Annotated in this window: 13 protein-coding genes; 1 reads left to right on the top strand and 12 read right to left on the bottom strand. The window is 51.9% G+C overall.

Annotation, left to right across the window (positions count from 1 at the left end; translation table 11 throughout):
- Window positions 1-9: 9 nt before the first annotated feature.
- The 12 genes from Q2J34_RS01235 to rpmB all read right to left on the bottom strand — a co-directional run bounded on the left by Q2J34_RS01235 (window position 10) and on the right by rpmB (window position 11840).
- Complete coding sequence (locus tag Q2J34_RS01235) at window positions 10-2385, bottom strand: hypothetical protein (RefSeq protein WP_298886970.1); 2376 nt, start codon at window positions 2383-2385, stop codon at window positions 10-12.
- Between the two features lie 529 nt (window positions 2386-2914).
- Complete coding sequence (locus Q2J34_RS01230) at window positions 2915-3994, bottom strand: leucine-rich repeat protein (RefSeq protein WP_298886968.1); 1080 nt, start codon at window positions 3992-3994, stop codon at window positions 2915-2917.
- Window positions 3995-4265: 271 nt separating this feature from the next.
- Entirely contained in the window at window positions 4266-5687 is a 1422-nt protein-coding gene (locus tag Q2J34_RS01225; protein ID WP_300969071.1) for a TolC family protein, read from the bottom strand.
- Entirely contained in the window at window positions 5684-6604 is a 921-nt protein-coding gene (locus tag Q2J34_RS01220; protein WP_299369101.1) for a hypothetical protein, read from the bottom strand. The genes Q2J34_RS01225 and Q2J34_RS01220 overlap by 4 nt, the downstream gene beginning before the upstream one ends.
- Window positions 6605-6613: 9 nt before the next feature.
- Window positions 6614-7309, bottom strand: a complete 696-nt coding sequence (locus Q2J34_RS01215; RefSeq protein WP_300969070.1) for a hypothetical protein — start codon at window positions 7307-7309, stop codon at window positions 6614-6616.
- A 222-nt stretch (window positions 7310-7531) separates the two neighbouring features.
- Complete coding sequence (locus Q2J34_RS01210; protein ID WP_300969069.1) at window positions 7532-7972, bottom strand: hypothetical protein; 441 nt, start codon at window positions 7970-7972, stop codon at window positions 7532-7534.
- A gap of 14 nt (window positions 7973-7986) precedes the next feature.
- Window positions 7987-8454, bottom strand: a complete 468-nt coding sequence (locus tag Q2J34_RS01205; protein WP_298886954.1) for a hypothetical protein — start codon at window positions 8452-8454, stop codon at window positions 7987-7989.
- A 170-nt stretch (window positions 8455-8624) separates the two neighbouring features.
- Complete coding sequence (locus Q2J34_RS01200) at window positions 8625-8948, bottom strand: YtxH domain-containing protein (protein ID WP_004331864.1); 324 nt, start codon at window positions 8946-8948, stop codon at window positions 8625-8627.
- Between the two features lie 227 nt (window positions 8949-9175).
- Window positions 9176-10063 (bottom strand): nucleoside phosphorylase, encoded by an 888-nt coding sequence (locus Q2J34_RS01195; protein ID WP_300969068.1) that lies wholly within the window; start codon window positions 10061-10063, stop codon window positions 9176-9178.
- Between the two features lie 1113 nt (window positions 10064-11176).
- Complete coding sequence (locus Q2J34_RS01190; protein ID WP_004331849.1) at window positions 11177-11329, bottom strand: DUF4295 domain-containing protein; 153 nt, start codon at window positions 11327-11329, stop codon at window positions 11177-11179.
- Window positions 11330-11371: 42 nt separating this feature from the next.
- Window positions 11372-11560 (bottom strand): 50S ribosomal protein L33, encoded by a 189-nt coding sequence (gene rpmG, locus Q2J34_RS01185; protein WP_004331841.1) that lies wholly within the window; start codon window positions 11558-11560, stop codon window positions 11372-11374.
- A gap of 31 nt (window positions 11561-11591) precedes the next feature.
- The gene (gene rpmB / locus Q2J34_RS01180; protein ID WP_004331861.1) at window positions 11592-11840 is read right to left on the bottom strand and encodes a 50S ribosomal protein L28; all 249 of its coding nucleotides are present in this window, start codon (window positions 11838-11840) and stop codon (window positions 11592-11594) included.
- A 350-nt stretch (window positions 11841-12190) separates the two neighbouring features.
- Here rpmB and Q2J34_RS01175 point away from each other — a divergent pair, with 350 nt between their 5' ends.
- On the top strand, window positions 12191-15310 hold the full coding sequence (locus tag Q2J34_RS01175; RefSeq protein WP_300969067.1) for a thiol protease/hemagglutinin PrtT: 3120 nt from the start codon (window positions 12191-12193) through the stop codon (window positions 15308-15310).
- The last annotated feature ends 79 nt before the right edge of the window (window positions 15311-15389 follow it).

Genomic DNA, 15389 nt, shown 5'->3' with positions numbered 1-15389 from the left:
AGCGTTGTATTATTCCTTGACAAGCGTCATAGCGGTGCTTGCGCTGTCGGCAGCGATGCCCGTTACGACATATAGTCCAGCTGGTAACTCAGAGAGGTCTACACGGCTAGCACCCTCTAGAGAGCGGATGAGCGTACCCGTGGCATCGTATATAGCTACGCTTGTGTAGCATGTCGGGATCAGTAGCTCCTGAGAGTTGCTGAGGTAAATGATCTGCTCAGTGTGAGCTACTGGCGTGTCGATGGCTACATCGTCAGAGCCTGCGTACTCGTTCTTACCAGCGTTGGCACCATTTTGGAAGTCGTAGCAGATCCAGCCCTTCTCGGCAAGCGTTGCTACCGCCTTCTTGGTGACTACGTTGCCGTCCTTAGGCTCGAGGGTCGTATCGATACCATAGAACGCCTTCTTCTCAGCCTTCTCATTCTGTGGCAGTGAGCTGACGGTCTGTAGCATCTCCTTGCTCTGGATCTGATTACCAAAGAGGCTTACCTCTCTAATGACTTTGCAGTTGGTGAAGTCAATCGCAGAGGCGATCTTGTTATTGTAGCAGGTGAGCTCCTCAAGGTCGGCGCATGCCTTTAGGTCTAGAGATGTGAGCTGGTTGTCTGCACAAAGGAGGTTGGTCAAGTCCTCTGAGTGCGTCACGTCAAGCGTTGTGAGCTTATTGCCCGTACAGTCGAAGTACTTGAGCTGCGTAAGCATCGAGACGTCTAGCTGGGTCAGCTCGTTTCTACCGCATCTGAGTTGTACCAGATCAGGAGTCTTGGAGAGGTCTAGCTGGGTCAGCTTGTTCTTGTTGCAGTAGAATCGGAAAAGGTGTGGCGTGTATGACAGATCCACCGCTGTAAGCATATTGCCATGTAGTGTGAGTGCTCTGAGCTTGCCGTTTTTGCTTAGATCTATCGTTGCAAGCTTATTGTCAGAGGCGTCTAGTATCTCTAGATCTGGACACTGGGATATGTCGAGAGCTGTGAGGCTGTTGGCATAGCAGAAGAAATTCAGCACATTGCCATATACTGTGATTACCTTCGCCTCGTGCGGGAAGTGTAGGCTCTTGTTGAAGACCGTCACCTCCTCGCCTTCGTCGTACTTTCCATTCTCATTTCGATCGATCCAAACGGACTTCTTGTCGTCATTGTTTTTCATCTCGATCTGGAGATCCCACTGGCCTGATGTGGCGTCACTCGTTAGGACGATCTTAGGCTGGTCTGTGACGTATGGAGAGAGTGGCATGTCAGATGGTCTGAGAGGATTGAGACCACCCTTCTCGCCGGCTTTGTAGTCGTAGGGAGCCCAATTCTTGTCCATGGCAGCGTGTAGTGTCTCGTCGTCATAGGGGTTGAGCTCGCTCTTTTCGTAGCTGTCGATTAGGATGAGGGTGCCCTCTGCTAGACCCGTGCGGTCATTGAGCTCCTGGACAAACTTCTTGATACCATCGAGGAGCAAGTGGTTGTTGTGTATGTCGATGTACTCTAGCTGCGAAGCTTTAGGCATTTTTAGCGTCTTAAGCTGAGTCTTGTTGCAGACGAGCTTCTTGAGGTTGTTGTTTTCAGATATGTCTAGCGTCACGATCATAGAGCCACTAGCGTAGAGCTCCTCAAGGTTGGGGCAGCCAGCCACATTGAAGATATCTAGCTTGGTATTGCTACAGTTGAAGATCTTCATGTTCTCAGACTGTGGTGGAAGCTCTACATAGGTAAACGTAGATCCAGAGAAGTCAAGCTCTACGAGGTTGGTCAGGTTAGATATTTGTAGCCCGCTGGCGAATTGAGGTATCTGGTCGAGGCCCCGTAGGTAGAGGTACTGAAGTGCTGTGTTTTGAGACAGATCTATAGACTGAAATGGGTTTGCCGAGCAGTCTAGGAGGGTGAGCTGAGAGAGTGAGGAGAGAGATAGGGAGGTGAGGGCTCCGTTGTTGCACTTGAGCTCCTTGAGTCCATCAGGGATATCTAGGCCACTCAGACTTTCATTGTAGCTACAGTCTAGCTTGGTGAGTCCTTCATTGGACGAGAAGTCGGGCCACTCGCACTGGTTGTAGCTCATGTTGACCACAGAGAGGCTCTCGCAGTTTGACGCATCAATCTCCTCGAGGTTGTTGTGCGACAAGTCAATCTCGATGAGCGAAGTAGCCTGCTCGAGGTTTACCTCTTGAATGTTGTTGTTCGGAGCAGTGAGCTTCTTGACCGCTCCGTAAATAGTGAGTGTGGTCGCAGCGGTCGTCTGCTCAGCTAGCTGTCCGGAGGTGAGTAGCTCGTTGTCGTCCTTCTGTCCGTTGCCATTCCAGTCGGCCCACACTTCGGTGTCGGCCTCCACAGTGATCTTCCACTGATTTTGTTCAGCGGCTGCGACGAGCGTGATCTGCTCTTGAGCCTTGAGAGCCCCCATAGATGGAATGAGCGCAAGCGCTGTCAGTAAGCTCCCGATGAGCATTCGTCGAGCTTTGATTAATGATTGCCAAGTAGTAGTTTTCAAACCCATAGCGTTGTTATTATTTAGTGTTTGTAGATTCGTTGTTATCGTTCTTTTTTAAGGGGTATAAAGCTCTGTCTAAGGAGGCTACCTTTAGGAGGAGAACGGTACCGCAAATATAGAGAATAATTTTTTGAAGTGCAATAGTTTCAGAAATTTGCGCCCGCCAATCTTACGAGCTTATGAAGGCTTTGGCGTTAAAAACGACAATTCTGCGATATCCAGGAGGAGAATCTCAAATATTTAGTGGCGATTTGAGATTCTCCACGTGGGGATTATCTCATCTTCAAAGACTAGGGGGAGGTCTTGGGTAGATTGTCGTGCCACCTTCGTTATGCACGGTCTCTCCACGTAGCGCAAAAAAAGGTCACGGACTGCGATCCGTGACCTTTCTATGCTTAGCTATATGAGGCGGTCGGGTGATCGACGCACTCTTTTAGATCATTTACTCTACGAGGACGCGGACGCAGTCGCTCCCTCTCTTAACTATACAGACCCCTTGCGGCACTGATATGCGTTGCTCCTCCCCACGGAGGTAAAGGGTGGTGAGTAGTTGGCCATTTACGTCATAGAGTTCCACGGTATCACCTGCGTTGGTCCCATAGATGGTGAGTTCGCCTCGTCCGCCGATGACGCGGAAGTTGTCGAGATAGGTCTCGCAGATACTAGTCTCGGGTAGCGCTTTGATATTTGGTGCGAATAGTCGCCAGTGTGGTGCCTCAGCGTATGCCTTTTCGCTACCTGCTGGTACGTACAGTATGCAGGAGCCTCCGATAGCTGCCGTGCTGACGTTTTCGAATACGTAGGTGCCGATAGCATCTCCAGTCAAGGGCTCAGGGATATAACAGTAGATTTGTCTAAGCTTGCTACAGGCATAAAATCCATCATTACCGATACGCTCTACACTAGATGGTATGGTCATAGTAGATAGCTTGATACAACCATAGAAGGCACGAGCCGTGATCTCGTGTACAGAATTGGGAATGATGTACTCGCCACTCTTGCCTGAAGGGCACAGGATTAGTATGGAGGCATCCTTGTTGTATAGTACGCCATCGATACTTGAGTAGGAGGGGTTCTCCTTGTCCACGTTGATAGCCTCTAGGCTGGCGCACGAAGTAAAGGCCAATGCACCAAGCTTAGTGACCCCTTTAGGTAAGGTAATGGTCTGGATGCCATGACATCCGAGGAATGCTTTCTTGCCGATGCTCTCTATAGTGCTAGGTAGGGTGATACTAGTGATTTTATCACACATATAGAAGGCTTGGTTGGCGATCCCTTTTACCGTGTACTCGACATTTTCATGGGTTACTTTCTCAGGAATTATGAGAGCGCCCTCGGGCTTATTCGTGTAGCCTCCACGGGGCTTCTCTGATGTGACATAGACTTCTGACTGCTCCTGATTGGTTATCTTGTAAAACAGTCCATCTGCGTCAAAGTCGTAGATAGGTATTGCTGCGTGCAGCCCACTAGTGGTCACGAACAATAAGGAGATTAGTGAGAGTAAGAGCGTTGCTTTTTTCATACGTTAATTCTTTTAGTGGTTATGCCTATTGCAAATATACATATTTGTAACTAAATAGCAAGGCTCTCGTAAAGTCGTTTGAGTGTCATGTCGACTGTCGTGTCGCCTTCGCTATGCTCGGTCTCTCCACGTAGCGCAAAAAAAGGTCACGGATCGCGATCCGTGACCTTTGTAGAAGATGCTTAGTTGTGATAAGCCTATTGCATAGTCAATAGACTCATAGAGTGTCGGCTCGTAGAGGAGTTGATGTGCGGGCGGGAGAGGTTAGAGTCTAGAGGTCGAGGGGCTGGCCGGTGGCGACGTTGACAGCGACCTGTGCGAGGCGCACAGCGACGAAGGTATCGATGTACTGCATCTCCGACTCGAGCCAGTTGCGCTGCGCTAGTGAGAGCGTCTCGAGTGTGACGACGCCCTCCTTGTGTCCCTCGGTCGAGAGGTCGAGGTTGAGTTGTGCATCGGTGCGGATCTGCTCCGTCTCGGCATAGCGGGCGAGTGCCTCGGTGAGTTGCCGTGAGGCCTGCTCGTTTTGCATCTGGATGGCACGCTCAGCGTCTTGTAGCTCTAGCTGACGTACCTGTTGGCTGGCAAGTGCGGCAGAGCGACTCTGCCAACCTTGGTAAATGCCCGTGATGGGGATCTGAACGGCTACACCGACCATCCAAGTAGTGCCAAACTGCTTCTTAAAGCCATCCATAGGATTGGGCGACATGGTGAGTAGCTGTGCCGTGAAGCCTACCTCGGGGAGCATCTCGCCGAGAGCCATCTTAGCGCGTTGCTGCTCCGCCTTGACAGCGAGGTTGGCGGCTTTGAGCTCGACACGCTCCATCGGATTGACCGTGCTGTATAGCTTGGGTTGGCATGGATCGATCGGTTGCTGGCTGGCGAGCGTGAAGTCGGGAGTAAGCTCTATGGCTTGCTCCGCTGGGATACGGCACTGATGCTTGAGTAAGATGAGCAGAGCCTGCAATCCCTCTCGTAGCTTGCCCTCTTGGAGCTTGGCGTTGTTGCGGTTGACCCGTACGGAGACCACCTCACGATCAGCTACGACTCCTTGCTCCTTCATGGCTGAGACGTCCGCGAGCGTTTTGTCTAGCATGTCGTTGAACTGCGTGATCGCCTTGAGCTGCTCCTGTAGCTGTACTGCCTGCCAATAGGTCTTGGCGATCTGCTCCTCCTCGCCACGCTGCTGGATGGTCCACTGGTACTCGGCTGCTTGCTCGCCGATCTGCGCTAGGCGTACCCCGTTGTAGATGCGTCCACCGGCGAAGATGGGCTGACGTAGAGAGAGGGAGCCGTAGAATATGTGTCCTAGCTCGAGGCTCATCTTGTCATCGAGCCAAGACTGCACTTCGCCTAGAGAAGGCAAGCCTGGTAGGTTGGGCATCTGCATGGGTGGAAGCCAGGAGGAGATGTCGACGGAGAAGGGCTTAAGCTTGGCTGGTGTGTAGAGCCATCCGCCTGATAGCGATACTTGCGGGAAGAAGTTGCTCTGCGCTTTGAGCCGTGTGGCGTGGGCTGCTTGTCGCTGTGCCTCTAGCTGTGCCGATGGCGCGGGACTCTCTCGGTGGTAGCGGATGCAGTCGTGTAGCGACAGCGTGAGTGGCTCCGCCTGTGCAAAGAGGGAGCCAGTGAGTGTGCAACTGAGGACGAGTGCGAGTAGTCCTCGTAGGGGTGTCGATAGAGCTCTCATCATAGGGTAAAGGTGGTGTGTCCGATGCGATGTCCATCGGCAAAAATGTCTGCTCGGTAGCTCCCTGAGAGGAGTGCCTGCGTAATCTGATAGTAGATGGTGACGGGAGTATCCTCGCCTGTGTACTCGATGCTCTTGGAGGCTGTCGCCTGGAGGGTCTGCCCCTCGAAGCTAAAGGCTCCGCCAGAGCCACTCATCGGCATATCGTTGGGGTTGAGGATACGTACGTAGATCGCTTTGTTGCCGACGGGTGCGGTGACATTCTTTTTGAGCGTAAAGGATACCGCCAGCGTCTCCACTTTGTCTATGCGTGAGGTGCGCTTGCCACGGCTATTGAGCGGAGAGACGGAGAGCCCAGAGAGGTCTAGGCGGGCTGCTATGGCAACTTGGTCAGATAGTGCAGCCTTCTCCTGTGAGAGTCGTGAGGCCTCGCTGCTGATGCGTGAGTAGTCCTCCTTGACCTGCTGATTCTCGGCTACGAGTCGCTCATTGGTTGCATGGAGTGAGTCGATCTGTACGATGTAGCTGCGGAGTAAGGCTCGGAGCGTATTGATCTCGCCCGTTAGCTCACTGATGCGCTTGGCGTTGGATGCCTTGACGGTGGCTAGCTCTTGGCTTAGCTGCTTGACACGCTCCTGCTCGCTCTCCAGCTGAGCGAGTAGCTCGTCATTGTCAAATGAGAGACTTGTCTCGCCCGATGCTGAGGCGAGCTTCTCGTACTGGAGCTGATACTGCGCTGCCAGCTCGTCCAGCTCTTGCTGCATGCGTTGCTTCTCCATATCGACCAGCTCGCTCTGCACGCTTTGCATCTGCTGTCGCTCACTCCTTATATATAGCCACGCTCCAACGATGACGAGGAGCATCACGAGGACAGCTCCAGCGATGATATACTTGATATGCTTATTATCTAGTCTAGCCATGGGGTGATCTTACTTGATTCTTTTCAAGATGCCCCTCCGTGTCAATTGATAGGATTGGGGCGATATGCTGATGAGTTGCTTGATGCGCTTGACCTCCTCCTTTGTTGTCCAGCCCTCTAGAGAGGGAGTGGCACTGATCCGGACCTTTCGTCTACCTTGCTCTGTGTCAAAGGTTAGTACGATGGGCATCTCGGTCAGTGATGACAAAAGAGCCTCAGAGGGGGAGGGATCGGACTCTTTTTCCTCGGAATGTATGAGCCAGTCTGTGTATGGGATGGTCGCATCTAGCACCCACTGCTTCTCTTGCTTGGGTAGAAAGGCTGTGAGCTGGCTCACACGATAGGGCTGCTCGAGGGTCGTGATCTGTAGTATGGGTCGCTCGCCCTGCGTGCGCCAAGGGGCGAGTAGTAGCTCGTAGGTGAGTAGACCCGATATGGAGATCGTGCAGCAGAGATGTGCCTTGTCTATCCGCATCTTTAGAGACTCCTGTGCTTTGGTCTGTAGGGTGACGGTGGTATCGGGGGCGTCTAGTGCTTTCTGTATGAGTTGCTCCCATGCGCTGTCGCTGATGGCGGGAGCTACGCCTAGCGGGCGCTCGAGGATAGGCTGGTAAAGCTGCTCTAGCTCGGCTCGCTCCTGCGCTACGAGCGGACGATAAGCGAAGAGCAGCAAGAGAATAAGGAGATATCTACAGTTGAAGTGCATAAAGCTTCAGAAAAAATACCGCGCTGAGAGAGGCCTACCCCAAGGCGGGACGACTGCACGCTCCCGGTGGGATGTCGCTCCTCTCGCTACGCCCCGCAAAGATAATGAAATAAGCAATTGGTGCCTCTCGTGGCACTGGCGTCTCTCAGTCAGAAACGTCTAAGGCTGACAGGCGCGAAGCTGGAAGTCAGATGAAGGGAATAACGATGTTTAGAGAGCTTCTTAGCGGAGGATAAAGCGAAGAGGCTTAAACTTCCTGCGAAGAAACCCTTTTGCCATACCGATTCCTACGGTCCATAATATTGGCTTGGCGAGAGACATAGCGGTGTCGAGGATTCGCCGTGTCGCTCCGTGAGTCGTCGCTCCCTCTTGCTCGCCCTGCGTCAGAGAGCTGTAGGTCGATTGCTTAGGGCCACCCGTCAGCTTGGAGAGTAGTGAGCTCCCCTTGCGTCGCTGCTTACGTGTGGATGGCGTGAGCAGACGACTGAGCAGAGAGCCTCGAGGAGCTATCTGTTCTTTTACCTCATTGATAATTGTCTTTTTGATGCCCAGCCCTTTGATATAGCCCAGCTCTCTCTGCCAGGTGCGCTCAGCGATCACTAGATCAGCCTCGGCAAGTTTCTGACGTCTCTGGAAGTCTTGATATGATACTCTTTTCTTCATGTTAGATGGTCAGGTTAGCGGGTTAGCGTGGTGGGTCCTTCGTCGGTGGGTGTGATGGCTTCTTTGCCTTCATTAGCTGTGTAGCTCGAGTCCTCCACGTCTGATGGCATAGGCTGTGGACGTAGCTTGTCGTCGAGCTTGCTTAGCGAGTCGTATATCTTGCGATAGATGCTGGTGCTGATGGTGCGTACGATGACTTTGCGCAGTAATAGCGTGATGACTACCAGTAGTAGTAAGACTCCAGCACCTATGAGGAAGCTCCATCCCCAGCCCAGCTCCAGCCAAGTGTTGATCCCAGCTACTCCAGCGAAGAGTAGGAGTATGATCACAAACGGCATGAGCGACAATACTAGAAGTATCGTGAGGAGATTACCAGCGAGCTTCATGCCCGCGTCGGTGCTCGAGTAGATTGCTCGGCGAGCGTACGCCTTGAGGTACTCCTTGGTGTGATGGATAAAGCGAGATATCTTGAAGTCTTCCATAGGGTGTTAGAAGTTAGATGTTAGAGATCAGAGGATAGAAAGCAAAAACAAAAGGGTAGCGTACTCATCTGTCGTCGGTGACCCGTGGTCCCCTTGTGCGGATGAGCGTGCTACCCTTTTAGTTCTCTTGAGTCTGTATTGCTCAATGGAGATTGTCTCAGTTTGAGAGCTTACTTGACTGCCTTTTTAGCTTCCTCGACAGTCTCTTTAGCTTTGCTGGCTGTCTCCTTAGCCTTGTCCACAGTCTCATCGAACTGCTCCTCAACCTCCTCGGCAAACTTCGCGCCACGCTTTTGTAGCTTGTCGCGATAGGTCTCAAAACGATCCTTAGCCTCATAGTATCCCTCTACGAGCGAGTCGCGTGTGCGGTCTGCCGTGGTGCTGAGGTCGTCATAGAGACGATCACGCTTGTCACGGTCAGAGAGGTAAGTGATGGCTGCACCGATAGCAGCACCGAGGGCAATGCCTAATGCGATACGTCCTGTGTTATTCATATCTGTTCTGTTGTTTGATTTGTGAATATAATTTATCCTTGCTTATGCATTCTCTAGATCGCATCTGACGATCTAGAGAGTGTCTCGATGTACTCCCTTACTCCTATTTACTATATAAGGGTAAAAGTAGGAGAAATCACCTTGACACTCTAAAGGTACAAAAAAATAGTCATACGACAAGCCGAAGGACCGATTAACTTTCAGTTAAACGCTACTTCTACTTGTTGTTAGATACGCTCTAGGACTAGCTCGATGAGTCCGTCAATGCCTTGCTTGTAGTTGGTATTCATATTCAGGTTCTGACGCCCTGCGATGATGTAGCAGACAGTCAGCGTGTCGTGTCCGAGGAGGCTACCGATACCACTGAGGGCAGCCGACTCCATCTCAAAGTTGGTGATGTGCTGTCCTTGATACTCAAAGGCCTCGATCTTCTGATTTAGCGTCGGGTCAGCAAGTGGCAGGCGTAGCTGTCGTCCCTGAGGTGCGTAAAATCCGTTGGCAGCGATCGTACAGCCACGCACGATGTCTCCGTAGTCGCCGACGATCTGCTGGTAGAGCGACTCACTACAGTTGACTACGTAGGGATCGAGTCCCTTGATTGGCCACTGTAGCTGCTCCTTGAGCGCAGCCTCAAAAGGTAGGTCGCGTATCGCCTCCGTATTGGCATAGAAAAAGAGCGACCCCTCGAAGCCGATCGCCTTGTGTGCTGCGACGTAAGTGCCTATTGGCGTCTCAGGCTGCAGACCGCCACTGGTACCCACACGTACCATGGTCAGCTTGCGGTGGTTAGGACGTACTTGGCGAGTCTCTAAGTCGATATTGGCGAGCGCATCTAGCTCGTTGATGACGATCTCGATGTTGTCACAGCCTATGCCGTGGCTCTGTACCGTGATTCGCTTGCCACGATAAGTCCCTGTGATGGTGTGAAACTCACGATTGCTCACCGAGCACTCGTGAGAGTCAAAGTGTGATGCGATCAAGTCCACACGAGACGGATCGCCACAGAGGATGATCTTGTCAGCCAGTTGCTCAGGCTTCAGATGAAGGTGAAAGATCGAACCATCGTCATTGACGATCAGTTCGCTGGGAGGTATGATGCGATTCTGTGTACTCATAGTTGTATTTCGTTTGTAGTAAATGATGACTCTCCAAAAATACAAAAACTCCGTCACATCTCCTAGACTTTGGGTGCTCCTCTCAGGGCAGACGCATTGTAATCGTCCTGTCAGAAGCTAGATATAAGCGACAAGCGAGGCAGAGATGAGCTCACTATATATAATAATGTGTCAGCCATGGATTGGCTGTTAGCTGGAGTGATCGGAGTCATCAGAGCTATCGGAGTCATCAGAGCCATCGGAGCTATCGGGACTCCGATCTCTAACTTCTAACCTCTAATCTCTAATCTACCCTCCGATCCGCCCTGATGGATAGGACCTCGCAAGAGGTCCGACGAATCATAGCCGTGGGTCGGAGGGGCAAAGCCCCGAACGACCCACGGGGACAAGACGATAGCAGCTTATCGACCCCTTGTGGGTCGGACTAGACGCAGCTTATAGTTACAGCTCCAGTCCGACCTCCCACAATGGGGAGGTCGCTTACTTCACATGGCACTCCTACCCCCAGTCGTTCGGGGCGTAGCCCCTCCGACTGGGGGGTATGATTCGTCCGACCGCTTGCGGTCGTATCGCTCCGATACCTCTAATCTTTGGACTCTAACCTCCGATCTCTATTTACATATCTTTACGGGGAAATTCGTCCGATTCCCTCCTTTCTCGAATATCCACGTGGGGAATCTCAAATCTCCACGTGGGCGTCAAAAAATTCCTCCGAAGTTTCATTTGATTCCTCCGAAGTTTCATTTCATTCTTCCGAAGTTTTATTTCGCGCCCACGTGGAGAATTTTCTTTTTCCACGTGGGTATTTCGAAACATCCACGTGGAAATCACTTTTTCCCGACACAGCTCTGTTTCGATGTGTAGTTGGTTCTAAAATGTTGTTGCGATCTGGCGCAGTGTTTGCCTAGATGCTCTTCTCGACAAAGCGATCAGCGGAGTCTAGGTGGTGGGGGAGGCCGTACGAGTGGCGCAAGCTTTCGATCTATACAGCAAGAGAGCATAGATACGACATCTTGTATCTATGCTCTCCGTATGATGTGCGCTCACCGAGTAGAGCGGGTGCGTGTGTAGTCCCGCCTCTATGGTAGCGTCTCTATGATAAGCTTGTTCAGGTTACTTCTTGAGGAAGTCCTGTACGTGGTCATTTGGTACCATCTCCTCTTGGAAGGTATAAGCACCAGTCTTAGGCGACTTGACCATCTTGATAACCTTCGAGTATGAGCGACCATCGCCCGTTCTAAAGGTTGCGACCGATTTCTTAGCCATTGTACTTAGTTCTTATTTTGTTAGTTGGAAGGGGAGAGATGATTACTTAATCTCACGGTGTAGCGTGTAGCGCTTGAGTATCGGATTGTACTTCTTGAGCTCTAGGCGCTGTGTGGTATTCTTTCTATTCTTAGTCGTGACGTAGCGAGAGGTGCCTGGCATGCCACTCTCTTTGTGCTCTGTGCACTCGAGTATTACCTGTACTCGATCGCCTTTACCTTTCTTAGCCATAGTAAATGAGTGTGATTAAGGAGTGAGTGGTTTACTTGCTCTTGATGCTTAGGTAGCCCGCATCGCTAGCACGGCGCAGAGCCTCGTTGAGTCCTACGCGGTTGATGAGCCTGAGCCCAGCTGCTGAGACCTTGAGGGAGATCCAGCGATCCTCCTCGGGCCAGTAAAACTTCTTGCGGAAGAGGTTAACGTCAAAGGTGCGCTTCGTGCGACGCTTTGAGTGGGATACATTGTTGCCCACCATAGCCTTCTTACCGGTAATCTGACATATCTTAGACATGACGGTGTGGTATTTCTTTTATACTTCTACGATGTTTCTGAGATCGACACAGCCCCATCCATTAGCATCATCTGGTGTGGGTCTGCAATCAGACTGCAAAGTAACGCAATTATTTTGACAAAAACAAATGCTCCTGGCTTAGGCTTGGGCAATTGGCATCTCTGTGAAGGGCTGAAAAGCTACTCTGATAAAGCTCTTTGAGCTATTTGCCACAGGATGTACGTGAGCGTTGTGCTGAGGCTCTAGATAAGACCTAAAGCGTTACTACGTGAGACTGTTGCAAAAGACAACACGCTCTACGTAGCAAAATTGTATTACTTTTGCTCCCCAGATAAAAACGTCGCAATGATATGACCCAACGCTTTTTCTCCTTCCTAGCCTTAGCGCTAATACTCAGTGTGAGTACACTATGGGCTAAGCCCCGCACAGAGCAGCAGGCTCGCCTCATAGCCGAGCAATACACCACACAGCACCTGAGCCATAGAGAGCTAGCTGCACTACGCTCAGCAGCCACGCCCTTGCTGACTCTTGTGTCAGCTCCAGCCGCTGACGCTGGCGGTGTGTCTGCACGTCGCCAGACAGCGGCTCCAGCTGTGCAGACGCTAGCCTCCGCCTATTACGTATATAATATAGGTGGCGAGCGAGGCTATGTGATGATCTCGGGCGATGATCTACTGCCTGAGGTGATCGCCTATGCTGACGCAGGAGCCTTCCTTCCTGATGAAGAGCAACCAGAGCACATCGCCTCCTTTCTCGCTCAGGTGCGAGCCTCTCTACAATACTTAGTAGAGCGTGGCGAGCCCGTAGAGATGCCACGCACCTCACAGCTACGCCCTGAGGGGGTGCCTCCGCTACTTGGCGATATTCAATGGGGGCAGGGTTACCCCTTCAATACGCTTTGTCCCGATAAGAACGGTCGCTCTGTGGTGGGCTGTGTCGCAACGGCTCTCTCGCAGATCCTCCGCTATCATCGATGGCCTGACAAGGGTGTGGGGATCTGCGAGTATAAGGAGAAGGATGGCACTGAGCATCGTGTAGACTTCTCACAGACTTCCTACAACTGGGCAAAAATGCCTAAACGTCCTAATCCGCGGTATGAGCCACAAGATGTGACCGATGCGCTCTCTACGCTGTGCTATCATGTAGGAGTCATCTCAGAGATGCAGTATAGCCCTGAGGGGAGTGGTGCCTTCTCTCAGTATCCCAAGGAGGGCCTGCAGAAGTACTTTAAGTACAAGAAGAATATCCAGCTACTCAGTCGTATGAACTACAAGATTGCGGACTGGATGGACATCATCGCCAAGGAACTCAACGAGGGGCGCCCCGTCTACTACGCAGGAGCCAGTAGCACGGTCGGTCACGCCTTCGTCTGCGATGGCTATAAGCAGGACGGCTACTTCCATATTAATCTAGGATGGAACGGCATGGCCGATAACTACTTCCTCCTCTATGCGATCAATCCTGATGCGCTAGGTACTGGTGGCGGATCTTCCTACGATGGGTACAATGACTATCAGGAGATCATGGTCGGTATAGAGCCAGACCGTGATGGCTCCTCTAAGCGCACCGTCAGTGAGGATGTATCGGCCATCTCCCTAGAGGTGTCGTGTGAGGACAATGCAACGATCGAGCTCCGAAACGTGGTCCTCGAGCTAACCTCAGCCGTGAGGTACAAGACGAAGTTTTGTCTCTCCATAACGCCTGCAAAGGAGGGCGCAGAGACTTACTACGGGGCTGCTAGTGATGAGCAAGAGCTAGAGTTTCAGGGCTCTTATGACTACTCTCAAAAGAATATATCCAAGATTCCCTCCGTTAACCTACCTGACCTGGGACTCCCTACACGGAGTGCGAGCTACGTCGTGACCCTTGCTTACGCAGGCAATGACGGCAAGATGATCCCTGTACGGCACTGCAACGGAGGTATCTCCGAGGTGCTCGTCACCTTTGATGCTGAGGGCAAGGCTAGCTATCCATTGCCAAACTTGGAGCCACAGCTTGCTTTGACAGATGTTATAGATCCTAACTTGCGAGGCTATAGCAAGAGTTCGCTCACGCTCGGCATCGACAACCTTAGCAAGGAGGAGTACTACTCCACATGGACCTGCTACTTTGAGGATATGAAGGGCGATCTTACCCCTATCGGTGCCCTTTCAGCTCTGATGAACCCGCAGGAGCGGCAACAGGTGCCGCTAGAGATCTCCAAGCTACTGCTTCCCGCTGGCACCAAGGGCAATATCATCCTCAAGGGAACCTATCTCGATGTCGACGGCTCCAATAGTGGCTACGCTTTACGCTCTTCGAAGCGTCTGGAGGTCCTCCCATCGACAACCCCCGTGTACAAGGTATCCACGCTCAAGTGCCTCGCTAGGCGATCCATGATGGGGGCTATAGAGTATCTCCCAGGGATGACTGCTATAGACTTTGAGGTAACCAATCCAGGTGATCGGGCGAGAAGTTATCTCGTGCTGGACTGGGAACTCTTACATCATGCGAATGGAGAGGTCTATGTGCAGCATAAAGGTCGGGATTTTATTCGGGATCTAAAGGCTAAAGGGTCGGATAAGTATAGTATAGACCCCTCTTCTTGGGGACCAATGCAAATGTCCAAAGGACAAGGCTACTCCCTCCACATCCGCCTATCTGATGTCCTAGAGCGTGGTGGTAAGTTTTACCGCGGAAAGCAAGAGTCTGAGTTAACCCTACCCCTAGTTGCTGTAGACCAACTCTCACCAGCTATTGACGAGGAGCACTATGTCTCCTTCGAGAAGGTATCTGACTACTCATACTCTCTTATGGTAGATGTAGCGGCTCCCGAGATGATCCGCCTCTATGGTATCACACTGATGGGCCTGTCGCACGAAAATGGAGTCTATAATATCTACGGAGCTGTCGATCAGGGAAGAACCGCTATCATCGGAGCTTTCACTGCACTAGACTTCGATCAGAAGTACGACTCCACGAGAATCGTCGAGGCCGACTTCTCACACGCCTCCCCGCTCCTACAGCATATATCTATATGCCACAGCATGATAAAAGGCGAGGCGATGACTGAGATGCTTCAGTCCCTCCCAGATCGCTCCGCTACCACTCCTGGTACCATAGCACTCATCGACACCTCTAGACCTGATCTAGAGGGCAACGTCTGTACAGCAGAGCAGGTAAAGCTAGCAGCACAGCGTGGCTGGACGGTCACTGATCAGCAGGGAAACGCTTATACGGCTATCGATACGCCTGCGGAGGCAATGCAAAGTGACTGGGCAATCTATCCTATGCCTGTACGTGATCAGCTCACAGTGGTAGGGCTACCTACCGCAAGTCCCGTGACGCTCTACACGTTGCAGGGGGAGCGACTGCTACAGGCAGTCACACCAGCTAGTGGTCAGCTCCAGCTCAGCTTGGCACATCTACCTAGTGGCACATACATCCTCACCACAGTACTGGGGAGCCGGCGGGTAGTCGTGGCGCACTAGACGTGTCAGATACACTAGTGTCACTAGGGGCAGCCTCTAACCTCTAGTTTCTGACCTCTAACTTCTTTTTCGTACCTTT

This window comes from Porphyromonas vaginalis (assembly GCF_958301595.1).
In the GTDB taxonomy this organism is placed as follows: Bacteria; Bacteroidota; Bacteroidia; order Bacteroidales; family Porphyromonadaceae; genus Porphyromonas; species Porphyromonas vaginalis.
The sequence above is the reverse complement of the archived record's forward strand: the minus strand, read 5'-3'. Positions and strand labels throughout refer to the sequence as shown.